Source organism: Bacteroides eggerthii, assembly GCF_025146565.1.
In the GTDB taxonomy this organism is placed as follows: domain Bacteria; phylum Bacteroidota; class Bacteroidia; order Bacteroidales; family Bacteroidaceae; genus Bacteroides; species Bacteroides eggerthii.
Map to the genome: position 1 here is coordinate 661,186 of NZ_CP102258.1, position 19,519 is coordinate 680,704.

13 protein-coding genes are annotated in these 19,519 nt (G+C 41.6%); all 13 read right to left on the bottom strand.

Annotated features, from left to right (window positions below; genetic code table 11):
• Nucleotides 1–13: 13 nt before the first annotated feature.
• The 13 genes from NQ546_RS02810 to miaB all read right to left on the bottom strand — a co-directional run bounded on the left by NQ546_RS02810 (nucleotide 14) and on the right by miaB (nucleotide 19,332).
• Nucleotides 14–4,018: a hybrid sensor histidine kinase/response regulator transcription factor gene (locus NQ546_RS02810; RefSeq protein ID WP_004291795.1), complete on the bottom strand. Its 4,005-nt coding sequence runs from the start codon at nucleotides 4,016–4,018 to the stop codon at nucleotides 14–16.
• Between the two features lie 274 nt (nucleotides 4,019–4,292).
• Nucleotides 4,293–5,567, bottom strand: coding sequence for a histidine-type phosphatase (locus NQ546_RS02815; RefSeq protein WP_004291796.1), 1,275 nt, complete (start codon nucleotides 5,565–5,567; stop codon nucleotides 4,293–4,295).
• A 4-nt stretch (nucleotides 5,568–5,571) separates the two neighbouring features.
• Nucleotides 5,572–7,269, bottom strand: a complete 1,698-nt coding sequence (locus NQ546_RS02820; RefSeq protein ID WP_004291797.1) for a RagB/SusD family nutrient uptake outer membrane protein — start codon at nucleotides 7,267–7,269, stop codon at nucleotides 5,572–5,574.
• Between the two features lie 19 nt (nucleotides 7,270–7,288).
• Entirely contained in the window at nucleotides 7,289–10,264 is a 2,976-nt protein-coding gene (locus tag NQ546_RS02825) for a SusC/RagA family TonB-linked outer membrane protein (protein ID WP_004291798.1), read from the bottom strand.
• 208 nt (nucleotides 10,265–10,472) lie between these two features.
• Nucleotides 10,473–12,089 (bottom strand): DUF6377 domain-containing protein, encoded by a 1,617-nt coding sequence (locus NQ546_RS02830; RefSeq protein ID WP_004291799.1) that lies wholly within the window; start codon nucleotides 12,087–12,089, stop codon nucleotides 10,473–10,475.
• A 42-nt stretch (nucleotides 12,090–12,131) separates the two neighbouring features.
• A complete protein-coding gene (gene folK / locus NQ546_RS02835) occupies nucleotides 12,132–12,581 on the bottom strand; it encodes a 2-amino-4-hydroxy-6-hydroxymethyldihydropteridine diphosphokinase (protein ID WP_004291800.1) in 450 nt (149 codons plus the stop codon).
• 36 nt (nucleotides 12,582–12,617) lie between these two features.
• On the bottom strand, nucleotides 12,618–13,676 hold the full coding sequence (gene queA / locus NQ546_RS02840; RefSeq protein WP_004291801.1) for a tRNA preQ1(34) S-adenosylmethionine ribosyltransferase-isomerase QueA: 1,059 nt from the start codon (nucleotides 13,674–13,676) through the stop codon (nucleotides 12,618–12,620).
• A gap of 72 nt (nucleotides 13,677–13,748) precedes the next feature.
• Complete coding sequence (truB, locus tag NQ546_RS02845; protein WP_004291802.1) at nucleotides 13,749–14,456, bottom strand: tRNA pseudouridine(55) synthase TruB; 708 nt, start codon at nucleotides 14,454–14,456, stop codon at nucleotides 13,749–13,751.
• On the bottom strand, nucleotides 14,456–15,310 hold the full coding sequence (locus NQ546_RS02850) for an undecaprenyl-diphosphate phosphatase (RefSeq protein WP_039953540.1): 855 nt from the start codon (nucleotides 15,308–15,310) through the stop codon (nucleotides 14,456–14,458). Before NQ546_RS02850 ends, truB begins: the two co-directional genes overlap by 1 nt.
• A 2-nt stretch (nucleotides 15,311–15,312) precedes the next feature.
• A complete protein-coding gene (locus NQ546_RS02855; protein ID WP_004291804.1) occupies nucleotides 15,313–15,555 on the bottom strand; it encodes a DUF3098 domain-containing protein in 243 nt (80 codons plus the stop codon).
• Nucleotides 15,556–15,603: 48 nt separating this feature from the next.
• Entirely contained in the window at nucleotides 15,604–16,479 is an 876-nt protein-coding gene (locus tag NQ546_RS02860) for a cell division protein FtsX (protein WP_004291805.1), read from the bottom strand.
• A 66-nt stretch (nucleotides 16,480–16,545) separates the two neighbouring features.
• On the bottom strand, nucleotides 16,546–17,445 hold the full coding sequence (locus tag NQ546_RS02865; RefSeq protein ID WP_004291806.1) for a class I SAM-dependent methyltransferase: 900 nt from the start codon (nucleotides 17,443–17,445) through the stop codon (nucleotides 16,546–16,548).
• Nucleotides 17,446–17,964: 519 nt separating this feature from the next.
• Nucleotides 17,965–19,332 carry a tRNA (N6-isopentenyl adenosine(37)-C2)-methylthiotransferase MiaB gene (gene miaB, locus NQ546_RS02870; RefSeq protein WP_039953541.1) on the bottom strand — a complete coding sequence of 456 codons (1,368 nt, stop codon included), beginning with the start codon at nucleotides 19,330–19,332 and terminating at the stop codon, nucleotides 17,965–17,967.
• Between the last annotated feature and the right edge of the window lie 187 nt (nucleotides 19,333–19,519).

The following is a 19,519-nucleotide window of genomic DNA, read 5'->3' on the forward strand; positions in this document are numbered from 1 at the left end:
ATAATAAATAAGTTTATTTTTCACCTTTTTGATATTGGGCAGGGGTCACTCCAAACAATTCCCTAAAGCGCTTAATGAAATAGCTCGGGGAATTAAAGCCTACTTCATACGCTATTTCTGAAACAGTCTTCGTATCTATTTGCTTGAGAAGTATCTGCGCCTTCTTCAACCTGATATTCAGAATAAAATCATTCGGTGTCTGTCCCGTAATACCTTTAACTTTCAGGAAGAGTTTGGTACGTCCCATATTCATAGCCTGAGCAAACATATTCACATCAAAATCCGGATTATCCAAATTCTGTTCAACACAGGCTACACATTGTTCCATGAACTGATAGTCCGCGCTATTGGTTGCCAATATATCTACATTATTATCCATTTGTTTCGCATATTTCTGCTGTAACAGTTTTCTACTGTTCACCAGGTTGTTACAACGCATAAACAAATGTTTCACATTAAAAGGTTTGGTTACATAGTCATCCGCTCCCATTTTTAACCCTTGCATTGTGTATTCTTCAGCTGTTTGTGCCGTAAGCAATATCACGGGAATATGAGAGGTTTCGAAATTACTCTTTATCTTTCTACACATCTCTATACCGGACATTTTGGGCATCATAATATCACTCAGTACAATATCTGGTTGCACCTCTTTTGTCTTTTCAAATCCTTCCTCACCATCCTGAGCTTCATAAACAGTATATATTTTAGAAAACAAACGCGCCAGCAACCCCCTAAGTTCTTCGTTATCTTCCACAATAATAATCTTGCTTCTTGTCTCGTCCGACTGATTATCCATCTTCTCATCATCCACCACATCCGCCGGTACCTGCGAACCATATACTGTCAGTTCAGAGATACATGATGAATCAATATCAGGAGTAGCTATTTTCTGTGCATCGGTAATATGGCTATCTCCTAAAGGCAGTTCAACAACGAAAGTCGTTCCTTTGCCTTCCATACTCCGAACACTGATTTTCCCTTTATGAGCTTCGATTATACTCTTTGCAAGTGCCAGGCCTATGCCTGTACCTTTCTGATTATTCATACTGTCTACTTGATAGAAACGGTCGAATATCTTATCCAAACTCTCTTCAGCAATACCCACTCCCGTATCCGACACAGTAACCATAACACTATTCCCATATTCCTGTACCGACAGTGAAATCGTACCGCCCAAAGGAGTATATTTAAAAGCATTGGACAACAAATTATAAATCACCTTTTCCAATTGTACTACATCGAACCAGACTTCAAGATTCCTATCCTTATTAAGAAACTCAAGATTAATTTGTTTACCTCGTGCATATTCTTTAAAAGACAAGTAAATTTCATCCAAAAAAGAGTAAATATTCTGCTTACTGTATTTAAATTTTTCAAAGCCTTGTTCCTGTTTTCTGAAATCCAACAGTTCGGTTATCAAGCGTTTCATACGCAACGTATTTCTATGGATATTCACAAGCTTACTATACACCAAGGGTTGAATGTCGCTTCGCTCCATCAGCATTTCCAATTGGCTCACGATCAGCGTAAGCGGAGTACGGAATTCATGTGATATATTAGTAAAAAAGCGGAGCTTAGACTGGTTCAATTCCTCTATCTGCTTTTTTTCTTTCTTTTCATACTCCAGCGAAGCCCTCAGCTTCAATTTCGACGAATAGAAACTCACCACCAAATAGATTGCTATTATAATAATAGCAACATAAATACAATATGCCCAAGTAGATTTATAAAAAGGTGGTTTCACTATAATATCTATCTCTTTACAGATACTCTCCTTACCGGAATATTCTTCCGAACTTCTAATCTTCAATTTATACGCACCTGGATTAAGGTTGGTATAAGTAATGGCTTTACGATAGCCTGCACTCATCCAATCTTTATCAAATCCTTCCAACTTGTAATAGATTCTATTTTTCAGTACCGATACATAATTGGACAATGAGAAGTTAACGGTTATAATAGAGTGATTATGATTTAAAGTAATCTGCGGCTGATACAGAATTGACTCCGTAAGAATGCCCGAACCGTCATTGGGCAGAACTTGCTGGTTATTTACTTCCAACGAAGTAAAATTCAGTTGGTAGGGCTTCACATAGGAATTCAACTCGTTCTCAAAGAAAGAAATCATCATCTTAGGACTGGAAAGATATATTTCATTATCACTGGCTACAAACAGTCCATAAGGATTCAATGCCGTCATAGGAAAACCATTCTGCTTATTATAGTTATAAAAGCGTTGATTCTCCATATCAAAACGTGAGAATCCTTGATTGCTGGCTATCAGAAGATAACCGGAAAGCGACTCTTTTATATCGAGTATGTAATCATTGATTAAATCTGAATTATGCGAGTTAAACGATTTGAATGTATTGGAGTCTTGTTCATACAGAAATATGCCATCCCCTGAAGAACCGGCCCAAATATTACCTTTCTTATCTTCAAAAAGTACATTAATCAGATTTGGACCAACAGTCTGCTTTGAAGCATTGGGCACAAAATACTCATCACGCTTCTGAGTCTCCAGATTATACTTTACCAATCCCAATGAGTAAGAAAACCAAAGATTATTGTCCTTATCAACAAGCATATCTATAATTTGTCTGTTGTTAAGCCGACTGTCATTCAATAGCTTCACACACTCTCCTGTGTTAGGATCGAAAAGACCAATCCCATTATGAGTAGCCAATAATAGATTCCCTTTATAAGGAATAATTTTACGAACTATATCATTAATTAATGAATTCTTTTTCTCTGCATTATGCCGGTAATTAGTAAACTGATATGTTTTCAGATCCAGACGATCCAATCCCCCCCGCAATGTTCCTATCCATAAGGCATGGTTATCTTCATCTAAAAATAAACCCTGAATCGTATTAGATGCAAGAGAATTTTTAGTTGCATCATGTTTGTATTCAGTAAAAGTTTTCGTTTTTTTATCAAGATAGTTCACTCCTCCACCTTCTGTCGCAATCCATATCCCGCCATTAGAATCTTCTGTCATCCTTCCGGCAAAAGGAGAGGTTAGTTTTCCTTTTTGCGACTCATCCGGATAATAATATGTATATATCTCATAGTCAGGATTAAACAGATTTACCCCACCATAATACGTACCGATCCAGAAAGTACCCTGCCTGTCTTTCATCATACAAATAATAGAAGAATTACTCAGACTATACGGTTTATTATCTTTACTATAATGAGTAAAAGTACCAGTCGTCACATCCAATTTATCCAAACCCTTGAAAGTTCCAATCCAATAATTACCCAAATTATCTTCCACAACACAACGAACATAACTACTGGAAAGCATATTCTGATGAGGAGCAGTTCCATAATTGGTTATTCCACCATTTCTATCCAACCGGAAAAGACCGTCATCTTTAGTTCCCACCCATATACTCTTTTTAGAGTCTTCGTAGATGCATGTGATATCTTTCTTAGGAAAATAGTTCAGCCATTTTTTATTATGGTCTATCATGTACAAACCATTATTCATAGTTCCCACATATAAATTACCAGCACTGTCCTCGGTTACACAAGACATACGCACACCTTCCAGATTATAATAATAATCAAGTCTATCTTCTACGCGATTATAAGTAAACAAGGAATCTCTCGTACAAACCCACAATCGTGCGTTATCATAAGTGATAGCCTGAATATCATTATCACGAATTGTATGAAAAGTATTTTTCTTTATATCATACTCAACAACCGCATATTTGCAACGAATATAAATGTGCCCTTGCTTGTCACCGCAGATTGTACCTATATTATTATTGTACAAACTATTCTTATCACCCTTTACCGGACGGAAAACATAAAAATCAGTACCGTTATAGCGATTCAATCCATCCTTAGTTCCTATCCAGATAATTCCGAATTCATCTTGATAGATAGATGTTACTGTCGGTTGCGAGATACCGTCTTCTACTCCGATTACCTGAAAATGTATATTCTGTGCAAACGAAAAAGAAGAGAAGAAATAAAAGAGAAAAGTAAGATATTTTTTATACATATAACAGACTTCCTTTAATACGAAAAACAAACTTATGAATTATTCCCGAGGTATATCCAACAAAACAACTGGTTTAACTAAGACAACCTCCTTTTCATCTTACGTCAACTTATAGCAAAAATAGCGAGAAGAGACTATCGCAAATATAAAAATAGAACGATTATATACTAATATCGTACAAAGGAAGCGGATATATAATATAAAAAAGTGCGCCGATATCCCATCGTCGCACTTCTCACAATAGTTTCTATATTGTTAACTTCAAAAAACATTCTTATTTCAACATTCCCCTATAGTAGTTCTCAACATCTCTCCATCTATAATAAGGGAACATATCGGTTTGTACCGGAATATGCACTTCATTTTCATTATGCATAATCTTTACCAGAATATCATTGGACTTTTCATTCCGGAAAAAGATAATCTGTACATTGGCAGCCATAGGAACCACCTTGAAATCACTCCATACCTTATAAACTTCATACGGATCGCTAACTGCAACATTACAATTCTCTATTTGCATCAGTGCAACCAAAGGAATCACATTACCATCGTGCCCAAAGCGGAGAGTAGCAGCGATACCCCCTTTTCGGATTGCTTCATCAGCACTATCCAAAATATTTCTTAACAAGGATTTGGCATTGGCTACTACAATACCTTTTCCGTCGGCATGATTGGCATTTCCTACATAAAAACGGTAATTGACACACTGCCACAAATCAAATAATTCCTGTCCTTTAAATAAATCATAGAAAGAAACCTTTGTTTCAGCATTCTGCATGTCACTGGCTACCCAGTACATTCCCCACATCAATTCTTTAGGATTTACTTTCTTTAAGATAAAGTATTTATCCTTAAATAAGGATGCAACCAAACGATCCGGATTGGTATGAGTTTCCTCAAATTTCCTATACTCCTCAACCCAAGGACCGTCATGGGAAGAAGTGAAACGGTTGGATTCGTCGGTATGATAATTCAGATAATCCATATATTTCTCACTCGCCTCATAAGAAATCCGTAAATTTGGATTTAACTCTTTCAAACGGTCACCAAAAGCAACCATACTCATAGCACAACGTAACACAATGGTAGAACGGGCAGATATAAGGGGATTACCCTTGAACACCTCCGGAAATGAAGTATACATTCTTTCAGCAATGCCTCGGTGTTGTCTTACTCCCAATGGAGTTAAATCCCCACCATGCCCTTTTGCTTCCTTCCAAACTGTGAGCAAACGCTGATACGTATCTTCTCCCAAGCCGGTAAGCGCTTGTGCACGATGTGCCTCCTCAAAAAGGTCTACTAACCATTTATAATCACGATCTGCAATAAGATAACGAGAGCCATGCCGTCCGTAATGACTGATATAAAAAGGTTTATATCCCTTAGGCGCTTTGGTCTGCGGAGCAAAATCCAAGGGGTATGTCCAATATACTCCTCCCGTTTTCTCAGGAGTAGCAAACATCTCTTCTTTAGATGTCTGCGCCCCAAGCGGAGCACAGCACATTACTATCAAACTACATAATAGAATTTGTTTCAGCTTCATCATATCTTCACTTTATTACCTTATAACCATCGTTTTGTACTAAAGTAGGATTATTTGTCAATTCGCTCTCCGGAATAGGAAACAAATTATACTTATCATCCACGTCCTCTCCCAAACGTACACCATTTTTCCAATCCCAATTATTTCCTTTCGTATATTTACCGAATCGGATCAGGTCGGTACGTCTTATCAATTCGGAAGCCAATTCTTTCTGACGTTCAAGCAGCAGAAAATCCAAATCGAGCTCATTGGCGCCAATTTCACCGGACACATCGGAACGTACACCGTTTTTTGCATATTTTCCAGACATATAAGCTCTTGTTCTGACTTCATTTACATATCCCAGCGCCTCGCTTTTTGTGCCACTTGCTCCACGCAAAATAGCCTCAGCAGCCATCAAATAGGCATCAGCAGTACGGAACAACGGAAAATCAATAGAAGTATAAGCATCCCCCGAAGCGCTAAGTTCGTCTTCTTTCGTTACGTTTCTCCACTTAATATAACCATAACCGCATGTAAACGTGCTCGTCATATCCATATTTACATCCCATGTATCTTTCACCTGATTGGGAAGGGCAGTCATAAACTGTGCTCTTTTATCTTTCTTGTTATTTCCCCAGGTATCATTGCCATCGAACATAACATCATCCGCATCGAACGCATCCACCAATGACACTTTAGCGCGAACATTACCCCAGCCTCTGGAACCAACACCTGTCTTGTAGAGTTCATCCATAGGACCATTCACAAAAGCCTTCACATAGAAGTTCGTTCCGGCAGAACTCTGTGCACGCAGACCATCCTGTACCAACGGCCAAATAATCTCCTTACAGGTATTATTATCAGCCAAAAATATTTCACGATAATCGGAAGCCAATGGGTAATGCCCGTCGGCAATAACTTTTGTAGCATAGATATATGCCTCCTGATATTTATTCTCATTAATCCAAGTCTGCGCATTCAAATACATGCGAGCCAGCAAGAACCAACCGGCTACTCGGTCAACACGTCCGTACTCATTGCTTCCCGGAACTTTCAATTCATTCTCAATAGCCAGTAATTCACTTTCTGCAAACTCAAAAATCTGTTTACGCGTATATTGAACCGGAATCTCTTTCACACCCGTATTTTCATCCACATAAGGAACTGCACCAAATAAATCGCAAAGCATCGAATAGCAATAAGCACGTATAAAACGAGCCTCTGCACGATAGTTCATATAATCATCTTTCATCTCTTCCCAAAGTCCTCTACCCTGCAATTTGCTTTCCGTACATTCACGCAAAAGCTCATTACAATAGGCAATACTCATATATAGTCTTTGGTAAGTCCATGTAATAACCGAAGCATTGGAAGCATCCCACTGCAAGTTCAAACATTTACGCAAACCATTGGAAGAGGAAGGCATCAAAAAATTATCCGTACTCAACTCCTGCAAATAAAACAGCAGACGTACATAACCGGAATAACCCTCGTTAGCGCCTTCAAGGTCACCATCTCCTCCATCACCACCTTGCTGCCCCGTCAGAATCAGTGATGCATAACACTTTGCCAGAACACCGGTGTAACCATCTTTTGTCTGATATACCTTTTCACTTACCAGTTGGTTATCATCCAAAGGCATCGTGTCCAAGTCACCCAAACAAGAGACCAAACCTATGCCCATGAAGAACAAAATAAACGAATAAGTAATTATATTTTTCATATTGTATAGTTTTAAGCCGTTAAAAATTTAAATTAGCACTTAATGAAAATACGCGTGGACGAGGATATACCTCTTTATCAATGCCGCTGTAAATCTCCGGGTCAATACCAGAATAACCTGTAAAGGTAGCAACATTTTGTACCCCCAAAGTCAGACGTAAAGAACTTGATCCATTCCAAAGTTTCTGGAAAGTATATCCTAAAGAGATATTGTCAATACGGAAGAAGTTTCCTTTTTCCAAGAAATAATCCGAATAAAGTTGCTGGTTCTGGAAACCGGAGTCTTTAGTTCTGCGCAATATATTGGAGAAGTTTCCTTGATCACTGTATACAGATTGTACGTATTGGTCGGCAGCTACATAGTTGTATACATAGTTGCCAAATGCTCCATGTCCGCTGATAGCAAAATCCCAGTTTTTATAAGTTAGCTGGGTATTGAATCCCAGGTAGGAAGTCGGTAGTGCGCTTTTGTTCGTAGCATATTTTGTTTCTGTGGCAGAGATGGAGCCATCCGGCTGCACATACTGTCCTTCAATCGGTTTGCCATTATCATCATAAGCTTGTTTTGCCAGATAGAAAGTATAGGGACGCTGACCTACCATAAATACCTGAACTGTCTTGCCCGTACCGGAAATAGCTCCTGTCTGCACAAAGTTAGCATCCGAATCGATAACATTCAACTTCGTGATTTCAGAATCATTCCACGTGTAATTCAAGCCTACTGTCCATTTCCAATTTTTTGTATGTATAGGCACTGCATTAATGGCAAATTCCACACCTTTATTATCCATCTCGCCAATATTCGTTGTTATGACGGAAGAGTAGTTGGTTCCTGAAATTACATTAATAGTATTCAGCAAATCCTTCGTATGGCGTTGGTAATAATCGACAGAACCGTAAATGCGATTATTAAGGAAACCGTAATCCAAACCGATATTATAAGTTTCGGTAGTCTCCCACTTGATATCCGAGTCATAACCGTTCGGACGATAGGTATAGTACCATTTATCTCCAAACTGATAGCAAGATTCCGGATAAGATACCGTAAAAGTAGTCATATACGGATAGTCATTCAAAATATCTTGCTGTCCGGTTTGACCGTAGCTCAAACGTAGTTTCAAGTCTGACAATACTTCCGAATCGCGCAAGAATGCTTCTTGGCTGATTTTCCATCCCAATGCAACAGAAGGGAATAATCCCCAACGATTGTCCTTGGCAAAACGTGAAGAGGCATCCGAACGTAAAGTAGCAGTAATCATATAGCGATTGTCATACGAATAATTCAGACGTCCGTAAAAAGAGAGCAGGTAATACTCAGACTCATAATGATTTGGTGAAAACAGCTCTTTTCCTTCCGGAGAAAGAGTGGTTGCATCGAATTTTTTCCAGAAATGCTGCCAACCGTATCCCGCCATCGCACTGAAATTGTGTTTTTCATTGAACACATGAGAGTAGTTGGCGTATAAGTCTAATAAATAGTTGCGCTTGTTTTGTTTAGAATCATACATAAGCCCTGTACCGTCTTTCATGTTAGATGTATACATCATACCGGCCATATCGGGCACATTTTTGGTATATTTGCTTCTCAGCACATCATAACCCAAATTTGCGTTCAACTGCAAATCCTCTAAACGATGCACTTTATAATTGATAGCGGCATTACCAATGGAGCGAGTTACTTTATTGTGTAAATCCTGCAATTCAAGTTGTGCCACAGGGTTATCGGTTTGGATAGCCATGGGAGAATTTCCATTCATCCAAATAAAATAGCCCAATCCCGGCTCATCAGCACCCGTTGCACTCCCGGTCATAACAGGGCGAGTAGGGTCATATCGCAGTGCATTATTAACAACACTTTCATCCACTTTCTGATTGTCTTCATACGATACCTTAACGTTCAAATCAACGGTAAGATGGTTATCAAAAAACTTGGGCGATATACCTCCATTAAAGGTAAAGCGTTCATAATTGTTGGTTTTCACCACACCATTCTGATTATTATAGCCTACCGACAGACGATAAGGTGCATTTTTCTTCACCTTACCAGAAACGGAAAAATTATGTTCTTGTCCGAATGCCGTACGGTAAATTTCATCTTGCCAATCAGTGGAAGCCGTCCCTAAAGTTACAGAGCTCGGAACTCCCGATACCGTAGGGACAAATTCACGAAATTCATCAGCAGAAAGCACATCCAATTTTTCCGTAATAGTACTTACAGAAAGGTTCGTGGAGTAGTTGAAACGCAGATTGGAGTCGGAACCCTTCTTAGTAGTAATCACAATCACACCATTAGATGCCCGGGAACCATAGATAGCAGTGGCTGAAGCATCTTTCAATACGGTAAATGTTTCAATATCATTCGGATTGATACCGCCAATTACATTTCCACCACCTTCGATAGTAGAGTTATCCACCGGCACACCATCAACAACGATTAACGGATCATTGGACGCAGAGAGTGATGCACCGCTTCTGATACGGATAGTAGCACCCGCTCCCGGAGCACCGGAGCTCGAAACGACATTTACACCCGGCACTTTGCCTACCAACGCATCTTGGGCAGTAGTACGCAACCCCTTATTAAAATCATCCGGCTTGATGGCTGTTACCGAACCTGTCGCATCAGATTTCTTCACACTTCCATAACCTATAACGACTACATCTTCGAGCATCTCACTATCTTCCTCCATCACAATCTTCATCGTTGGAGAAACCACTTTTTCTACATCTTTATAGCCGATATATTTAATGAGTAAAACAGCCTTGGGATCACTTACGGTAATTGTGAAATTACCATCTACATCACTGATTGTACCGTTTGTCGTCCCTTTTTCTAAAATATTGGCTCCGATAACAGGTAGATTATCCTTATCAAGAATATTGCCTTTCACAACTGTCTTTTGTGCAGAAACTCCTACACTGAAAACCAAAGCAAGTATCATAAACAGATACCGCCACTTTCTTCCAAAAGTCTCTGGATTTTTCTTGCCTTTCATAATGTTTTTAAATTAAAGTGTAACAAAGTATACCAAAATCCGGTATTAATTAGATTGTGAGCGAAAGTAGATATTACAAATTCGCCAAACAAAGGTAGTGAGTAAAAAAGTAAGTAAAAGGAAAAGATACAATAAATTAATGCGCTTATTTACAATAAGATAACAAATGACCTATAAGTTACAAAAGTAAGTCCAAAGGAAGTATTTTTTAAAGCTTTTGTACCTGAACAGCCAAGTCTTTTCCAGGAACAATCGCTTTATTCCGCATTTTCAAACGATAATTATATACTGTTTGAAGTGAATAGTGAAGGAAATTGGCTATTTTGGAATTATCATTGATACCTAAGCGAATAAGTGCATAGATACGTAATTCGGGAGTTAACAATTCACCTTCTTTTACTTGTATACGCTCATCCTCTTTCAACAGAGCATTGAACGATTCCACAAAATCCGGAAAAATAGATAGGAATATAGTATCAAACTTGCTGATGAATAATTTAAAATCTTCTGTAGTCGAAGACTGATTATGAAGCATTTTGGAAATATCCGCCATAGAACCGGTATTAACAATTTTCAGTAAACTCTTGCGGTCATTCTCCTGCTTATAAATATATTCGGAGCAGATGTTGAATAACAAACCGATATACTCCTCCTTAATATGGTTGGATTCTTTAATTTCTTCATTCATCCGGGTTAGATTCCCGGTCATCTCTTGCAAGCGCCGATTCTGTTCGGCCAGCGACTGCTTTACTTTCAGCAAATTACGATTTTTCTTACGAAGGAAAAAGAAGACAATAACCAATGCAATAACAAGTATGGATAAAGTCAAAAGAAAAAATAAGACTCTGTCTCTATCAGCTTTGATACGGCTGTCATTAGCTGCTTTGATAATAGGAAGATATTCGGCAATATCTATAATACGGTAACGAGCTTTCCCGAAACTCACATCTTCCAATGAACAGGAGATGTAATTATAAGCTCTTGCAATATCCCCTTCCTGAAAAAGTAGAATTGCCAATTGCTGCAAAGACATGTATACTTTCTTGGCATTAGCTATGTCGGTAATGGAAGCCCGGATAAGGAAATGCTTCGCCTGCTGCATATCACGTTTGCCCAAATATAATTCCGCTAACAAATATTCCACACTCGCCTTGTCGGGGTTCGTATCCGCGCAATGCTCATAATATCCGGACAGTATTTGGATAGCCTCATCCCATTTTCCCTGCAAGCCCAAACGACCGCATTTATTGGTCACATAACTCGCCGTATTGGGGTCGCTGATAGCTATCAAAGTATCCTTATAAGCCTTTATCTGTTGCATAAACAGCCGCTTTTTGGAGGCTTCCGTTTCATCATTATAGCAGGACAAATAGGTAGTGTGATACAGATAATAAAAATAAGTATCCTTCCGTACCGCCTCGGTTCTTTTCACTCTGTCAAGAACCTCCAATGCTTTTTCATGTTTTCCTATCTTATTCAAAGCATCAGCCAGGTTCATTAATCCTTGATTGACATACTCTTCACCCAGCCTGTCCGCCAACTGTAATCTCTCCTCCGCTACAATCAGTGCCGTATCGACTTTAAAAGAGCGGTACATGACAAACAAATCACTCAAAATATCAAACTTTGCTTTATCATCTCCCACATAATCCAGCATTTTGCGAAGCTCCGTAATCTCCTTTTCCACCTTTTTCTGATAGACCTCCCGTTGCTCAATCATCTTATCCAACTGCAACAGCAGAGCATTATCATCTGTCTTATCCGCAGCCACCAAACCGGAATAAAAACAAAAAAGGAATAATATGAGAGTCAAACATCTGAACATGAGCAAGATTATTAATGCATGGAAACAAAGATACTATTTTTTTCACAACAATTCCAGCATTTTTTTCTTTAATACAGGATGTACCAGATCCGGTGCAATCTCCACCAACGGTTCCAACACAAAGCGGCGTTCGTGCATCAGCGGGTGAGGCAACTTCAATTCGGGAGTATCCAGCACCTGGTCACCGTATAAAAGCAAGTCTATATCTATCACCCGATCACTATATACCCTGCCGACAGATTTATGCGTACGTCCCATTTCACGTTCTATCTCCTGAGTGAAATGCAGGACAGACAACGGCGGAAGCAGTGTCTCCACACAAGCCGCCGCATTCAAGAATGTGTGTTCGGAGGAAAAGCCCCATGGAGCGGTGGTATAAAAAGCGGACAGAGAAATTACTTTCCCCACCCGCTCTTCTATTTTCCGGACGGCGAGACGGAGATTATGCTCCTTATCGCCGAGATTAGTTCCTAAACTAAAGTAAACGTACATCAAAACAAAATAGATTCACTTAATGCCAATCACTCTTTACTTATCCGTAATCAGCATTGCATCGCCATAAGTGCCGAAACGGTAATCTTCCTTCAACGCTACGTTATAGGCCTCCATTACCTGCTCATAACCGCCGAAAGCGGCAACAATCATCAACAGGGTGGAAAGCGGCATGTGGAAGTTGGACACCATTGCATTGGCAACCGTAAAGTCATACGGAGGGAAGATAAACTTGTTTGTCCAGCCTTCATACTCCTTCAAATGACCGTCTGTGCTGACGGTGCTTTCTATCGCACGCATCACCGTAGTACCTACGGCGCACACTTGCCTATTCACATCCTTGGCGCGGTTCACAATTTTTACAGCTTCCTCCGTAACAATCATCTGTTCAGAGTCGGTTTTATGTTTTGTAAGATCCTCCACATCAATATCGCGGAAGTTGCCCAAACCGGCATGCAGAGTGATGTAGGCAAAGTCAATTCCTTTAATCTCCATGCGCTTCATCAACTCGCGGCTGAAATGCAGGCTCGCCGTCGGAGCAGTTACAGCACCCTCATTACGGGCAAAAATAGACTGGAAACGCTCCGAATCCTCCGGTTCTACCGGACGGTTGATGATGCTGTGCGGCAGCGGAGTTTCGCCCAACGCATACAGAGCTTTCTTGAACTCGTCATGCGGCCCGTCATAAAGAAAACGGAGAGTACGTCCGCGTGAGGTTGTATTGTCAATCACTTCAGCCACCATAGAATCATCCTCACCGAAATAAAGTTTGTTACCGATACGAATTTTGCGGGCAGGATCCACCAGCACATCCCACAAGCGCAACTCCTCATTCAACTCACGCAACAGAAATACCTCGATACGGGCGCCGGTCTTCTCCTTGTTGCCGTACAAACGGGCGGGAAATACTTTCGTATCATTAAAAATAAATACATCCTTATCATCGAAATACTCCAGAATATCCTTAAACATACGGTGTTCGATTTCGCCCGTTTTTCTGTGTAGTACCATCAAGCGTGACTCATCTCTATACCTTGTAGGATGTAAGGCAATCTTCTCTTCAGGAAGTTTAAATTTAAACTGCGACAGTTTCATAATTATAATGTGCTAATGTGCCGATGTGCCAATGTGCCGATGAAGCGCAAGACAACAGCACTGTGTTAATAATCAATTTTCTTCTATTACGACTTCTTGTCCGTCTATCCACTCTTTGAACGCGAGCGGGTCGAGACAATCTTCTATACGGACATCCCCCACGCGTGTACGTTCCAAAGCAGTGAGGTGGGCACCGCTATGCAGAGCTTCACCGATGTCGCGTGCCAGAGCGCGGATGTAAGTTCCCTTGCTGCATACCACCCGGACTTTGATCTCCGGAAGATTGCACTCCAGCAGCTCAATCTCGTCAATCACCAGCAATTTGGGCTTCAGCTCCACTTCCTCCCCCTTGCGGGCAAGGTCATACGCGCGTTTACCGTTCACCATACAAGCCGAGAATGCAGGCGGAACCTGCTGTATCTCACCTACAAACCGCTTCAAGGTTTCCTCTACCAGTTCCCGCGTAATATGTTCCGTAGGATAGGTAGCGTCTATATCGTGTTCCAGGTCATAAGAGGGAGTGGTAGCACCCAACCGAATGGTAGCCACATACTCCTTCGTATGGTATTGGAATTCTTCAATCCGCTTCGTCGCCTTGCCCGTACACACTATCATCACTCCCGTAGCGAGAGGATCGAGCGTACCTGCATGCCCCACCTTCAGCTTCTTTACTTTTATCCGCCGGCAGATATGGTAACGGGCATGCCCTACGACCTTAAACGATGTCCAGCCCAGCGGCTTATTGAAAAACAGAACTTCGCCTTCTTTAAAATCCATCATCACACCACCTCTAGATTGTGTCCTGTGAGCAACAGCAGAAGGATGATTCCTCCAACAATAATACGATACCAGCCAAACGCCTTAAAGCCATATTTCGTCACGAAGCTGATGAAGAACTTAATGGCAAGCAGAGCTACCACAAAAGCCACCACATTACCGATTATCAATGCCGGCATATTATTCATGATAATCTCCGTTCCGCCATCCAAAAAGAGTTTCAGCATCTTATACATCGTGGCTGCAAACATTGTGGGAACGGCCAGAAAGAAAGAGAACTCAGCCGCAGCCTTACGGGTCATCTTCTGCGCCATACCGCCAACAATGGTCGCCATGGAACGTGACACGCCCGGTATCATCGCAATACACTGGAACAGACCAATATTGAAAGCCTTCCTCTCCGTCAGGACAGTATCCTCGCTGCCTTTTGAGAATATCTTGTCGCAGAACAGCATAAACACGCCGCCGATCACAAGCATCACAGCCACTACGGTCACACTTTCCAGCATCTCATCAATCTTGTCGCTGAACAGGAAACCCAATATGGCCGCCGGGACAAATGCCACCAGCAACTTCCAATAAAAATCGAACTTATGCAGAAAGCGTTTCAATGCGGAAGTCCCCTCCGGAACCGGTGTATGGTTCAGACGGAAAAAGCGCTTCCAATACAGCCAAACCACTGAAAGAATTGCACCAAACTGTATTATCACCGTAAAGGCTTTCACAAACTCCGTACTCTCTATACCCAGCAGATTCTGCGTAATAATCATGTGCCCCGTAGACGAAACCGGCAAAAACTCTGTCAATCCCTCTACAATAGCTATAATAATCACTTCAAGCGTACTCAAATCTCCCATAGTCATTCTTTTGTTTCCTCTTTTATTTTCGGTTTACGCAACACAGCGTATATCATAAACACAAACCCCAAAAGGCAGACCAGTGGAGCCACCTTGATACGTCTTACACTGAAAATATCCGGTTCGAAATGCGTCGGTGTAGATACAGGACCGGTCATCAAAATAAAACCAAGTATTACCACCGCCATGCCGACAGCAAGCAAAATAAAGTTGGTCTTGTCAAAAGCGAACTTCTGTTTACTCATTTATTTACTATTTAACGATTTACTATTTAATTCCTCACCTTTCGTCTGCTATATATAGTACAGTGTGCCTGCCTTCATCTTCAGATATTTGTTAATGGAAAGCAACGCGCACAACCACGTAATAAGCACTCCGAATATCAGTACGGAAACGGAAACCAGCAACATCACATCGGGGGTGATGACCCTGATCAGTTCCGGTTCATAAGAAACCAGCCAATAAGCGGCTCCCCATAAAACGGCATCGGCGATGACAGCCGACAGCACACCTATCCAGAAATTACGCCGCAAGAACGGACGCCTGATAAAGCTCCAGCTCGCCCCCACCAGTTTCATGGTATGAATAAGGAAACGCTTGGAATAGATAGTCAGACGTATCGTGTTGTTTATCAGCGCAAAGGAGATAAAAGTCAAAATAACCGCCAGTCCCAACAGCATCAGGCTGATGTTGCGAATATTATCATTCACCGCATCTATCAGATCTTTCTGATAAAGCACTTCCTGAATGTTCGTATTCTTCTTGATTTTCTTCTCTATCTTGGCAATGCTGTCCGAATTGGCATAATCAGAATGTAACTTGACCTCAATGGACGCCGTAAAAGGATTGTAGCCGAGGAATTCCTGCGGATCCGTTCCCATAGCCTCTGTCTGTTCACGAAGCGCCTGTTTCTTAGAGATATACTCCGTAGCCTTTACAAACGGCTCTTTATCCAGCTTCTTCTGCAATTTGAGGATGTCACTCTCCTTCATGTCGTCACTGATAAGAATGGAAAAGTTGATATTCTCCTTTACATATACGGAAAGATTGTGGGCTCCCAACACAAAGAACACCACCAATCCCAGCAGCAGCAGTACCAACGTGGTGCTTATGCTGGACGTAACGAACTGCATATCAAAGTAGGATACCGAATTATGTTTAATCTTCATTGAACCACAAATTACTAATTACCAACTACAACGCCCGGTCTGTCACCTTACCGTTCTGCCACTCTATCATCTTTTTTTACGAAACACATAAATCATGGAGCTGCTGCGCTCTTTCTTCACCAGTGCATGAAGCCATGCCAATGTTCCGGTAATCATTCCTCTTACAAACGGGCACGAATGACGCATGTTCTTCTCTGTCAGCATGGAGATATAAAAAGCATCGAACGGCATGGGATGACGTTCCGCCAGAATAAAGCCATGCTTGGAACCCAGTTGCTGAATAGTGCCTGGAGTGAAATGCCACAAATGTCGGGGAACATCGTATGCAGCCCAATAAGCACCGTATTTTCTGGCGTCGTACGACGAACAGTTGGGTACGGCCACAATCAGCACTCCCTTCTCGGTCAGCAACGAATTCAGAGTTTCCCAGACCTCATTCAACGGTTCGAGATGCTCCATGACATGCCATAGGGTGATGACATCGAAACTGTCCGGCTCAAAATCCTTCAAAGCCGTATCCGGTTTCACCTCCAAGCCGAAATGCTCTTTGGCAAATGCGCGCGCATGGGCATTCTTTTCAATAGCTTCCACCTGCCAGCCTCCACGTTTCATCGTGTCGGCAAAATAGCCGGTTCCCGTACCTATATCCAGCAAACGCCCGGTCTTGCGATGCGCCTCATGTGCCACCAGACGGGCCTTGCGTTTCAGCATATAGCCGCGCACCCAATGATACACCGAGTTCATCACTCCTTTCTTCGTGTCCGAATGGGAAATATAATCGGGAGTTTCGTAATAACGTCCGATTTCAGCTTCGACGGGAAAGTCTTGAGTAAAAATAAAACCGCAGTCCCGACAACCGCACAAGTGGAATACTTCACCCGAAGCATAATGATCTATGCAGGTCAGGGTACGCTCCAAATGCGTTCCACCACATACCGGACAAGCTTTTATAGTGAGTTTATTCATCGAACGTTTACCAATAAGGAAGTGCAATCTAAACCGAACAGACCGCAATTATCCTAAATTTGGTGCAAAATAACAAATAAAAAGTGATTTACAAGGTTTTCATTAAGGAGATTTAATAATAACGATGAAATAAAAACGTCCTCAGCATTAATTAAATACCAAAAACGGGAAAAGCTGCATAGAGGCCTGTATGATTTAATTCGTTCGCCCTGAGTTTCAGAAACAAATACCGGGCATTCCAAAGGCAAACACCAGGCATTTACAGATAAAAGTCAGGGCATTTCAAGAATAAACTCAAGGGATTTAAGGAGCCCCCCCTGGGGGGGACCGAAAACAATGAAAACACAATAATATTTCCAAAGAAGAATGGGTTGTGTAAAAATGAAATTCCGATACCATCGGATGATATCGGAATTTTATTTTCGCACAAGTGATATATTATTATATTACTTGATTATATTTATATATATATTATATATATCACCTGCGGAAACTTTTCCGGAAAAGTTTCCGCAGAAATCAGACTTCTTCTCCTTTCAGTGTCGCCGAGCTGCTTTCCGTAATCTTCACAGTCACAAAATCACCTACCCGATGCGCACCCCTGTCGAAAACCACTACACGATTCTGCTCGGTGCGTCCGAAAAGCTGGTCGCGTGAACGTTTGGAAACGCCCTCCACCAACACTTCATAAGTCTTACCCACACAGCGGGCGTTGGCCTCGGCGGAAAGACGGTTTTGCAAAGCGATGATTTCGTTCAGGCGGCGAATTTTCACTTCTTCAGGCACATCATCCGGCAGATGTTTGCTGGCATACGTACCCGGACGTTCGGAATACTTAAACATAAAGGCGGCGTCATAACCACATTCCTCCATCAGGGAGAGGGAAAGCTGGTGATCCTCTTCCGTTTCCGAGTGGAAACCGGAGAATATATCCGTAGACAATCCACAATCCGGAACGATACGGCGAATGGCATCAACACGCTCCAGATACCACTCACGAGTATATTTACGGTTCATCAGTTTCAATATACGGCTACTCCCGCTTTGTACGGGCAAATGTATATGCTTGCATACATTGGGAACTTCCGCTATGACTTGCAGCGTTTCATCACTCATATCTTTGGGGTGGGAAGTAGTGAAACGGATGCGGACACCCGGAGCAGCCCCGGCTACTATGCGTAGCAACATGGGAAAGGTTATCACTTCTCCATCCGCCTTCTCAAAACGGTAAGAGTTGACATTCTGCCCCAACAAGGTCACTTCCTTATAACCCTTGGCCACCAAATCGGACACTTCATTCAGAATACTCTCCACATCGCGGCTACGCTCGCGTCCGCGGGTATAGGGAACGATGCAGTACGTGCAGAAATTGTTACAGCCGCGCATAATGGAGACAAAACCCGATATATGATTTCCACAAATACGCGAAGGTATCACATCGCGATAAGTTTCCGTTGTGGAGAGCTCCACATTAATGGCTTTCTCCCCTGCCTCTACGGCAGCTATCAAATCGGGCAAAGTGAGATAAGCATCCGGACCTACCACCAAGTCGACATGGTGATTCGTAATCAAATCGTCCTTGACGCGCTCCGCCATGCATCCCAACACACCGACAATCAGGTTCTTTTTCTTCTTCTTGAGCGAATGAAAAAATTCTAGACGGTTTAAAATCTTTTGTTCGGCATTGTCACGAATGGAACAGGTATTCATAAACACCGCATCCGCTTCCTCCAGCGTATCGGCTACGGAATATCCCGCCATCTGCATCACAGAAGCTATCACTTCACTGTCCGCCACATTCATCTGGCAGCCATAGGTTTCGATGAACAACTTCTTGTTGTCATCAGCAGTTGCAGATTTAAAGTCTGCTCCCGTCACATTTTCCATCATTTCTTATTTTTTTGGTTTCGCCGCAAAGATACATCTTCACTCCCAAAAAAGCAGTGAAACTACGGAAAAATAACACATAAGTTCCTCTATTCGATGCATTTCTACTAATTAATGTTAAGCAACTAAACATTTTCCGAGTGTTAATTTGGCATTGTAGGAATAAATCTCCATTTTTGTGAAATGA

What these genes read in the sequence shown, in the direction of transcription:
- NQ546_RS02810 (WP_004291795.1), bottom strand. Translation starts at nt 4,018, where the DNA reads ATGTATAAAAAATATCTTACTTTTCTCTTTTATTTCTTCTCTTCTTTT.
- NQ546_RS02815 (WP_004291796.1), bottom strand. Translation starts at nt 5,567, where the DNA reads ATGATGAAGCTGAAACAAATTCTATTATGTAGTTTGATAGTAATGTGC.
- NQ546_RS02820 (WP_004291797.1), bottom strand. Translation starts at nt 7,269, where the DNA reads ATGAAAAATATAATTACTTATTCGTTTATTTTGTTCTTCATGGGCATA.
- NQ546_RS02825 (WP_004291798.1), bottom strand. Translation starts at nt 10,264, where the DNA reads ATGAAAGGCAAGAAAAATCCAGAGACTTTTGGAAGAAAGTGGCGGTAT.
- NQ546_RS02830 (WP_004291799.1), bottom strand. Translation starts at nt 12,089, where the DNA reads ATGTTCAGATGTTTGACTCTCATATTATTCCTTTTTTGTTTTTATTCC.
- folK (WP_004291800.1), bottom strand. Translation starts at nt 12,581, where the DNA reads ATGTACGTTTACTTTAGTTTAGGAACTAATCTCGGCGATAAGGAGCAT.
- queA (WP_004291801.1), bottom strand. Translation starts at nt 13,676, where the DNA reads ATGAAACTGTCGCAGTTTAAATTTAAACTTCCTGAAGAGAAGATTGCC.
- truB (WP_004291802.1), bottom strand. Translation starts at nt 14,456, where the DNA reads ATGATGGATTTTAAAGAAGGCGAAGTTCTGTTTTTCAATAAGCCGCTG.
- NQ546_RS02850 (WP_039953540.1), bottom strand. Translation starts at nt 15,310, where the DNA reads ATGGGAGATTTGAGTACGCTTGAAGTGATTATTATAGCTATTGTAGAG.
- NQ546_RS02855 (WP_004291804.1), bottom strand. Translation starts at nt 15,555, where the DNA reads ATGAGTAAACAGAAGTTCGCTTTTGACAAGACCAACTTTATTTTGCTT.
- NQ546_RS02860 (WP_004291805.1), bottom strand. Translation starts at nt 16,479, where the DNA reads ATGAAGATTAAACATAATTCGGTATCCTACTTTGATATGCAGTTCGTT.
- NQ546_RS02865 (WP_004291806.1), bottom strand. Translation starts at nt 17,445, where the DNA reads ATGAATAAACTCACTATAAAAGCTTGTCCGGTATGTGGTGGAACGCAT.
- miaB (WP_039953541.1), bottom strand. Translation starts at nt 19,332, where the DNA reads ATGGAAAATGTGACGGGAGCAGACTTTAAATCTGCAACTGCTGATGAC.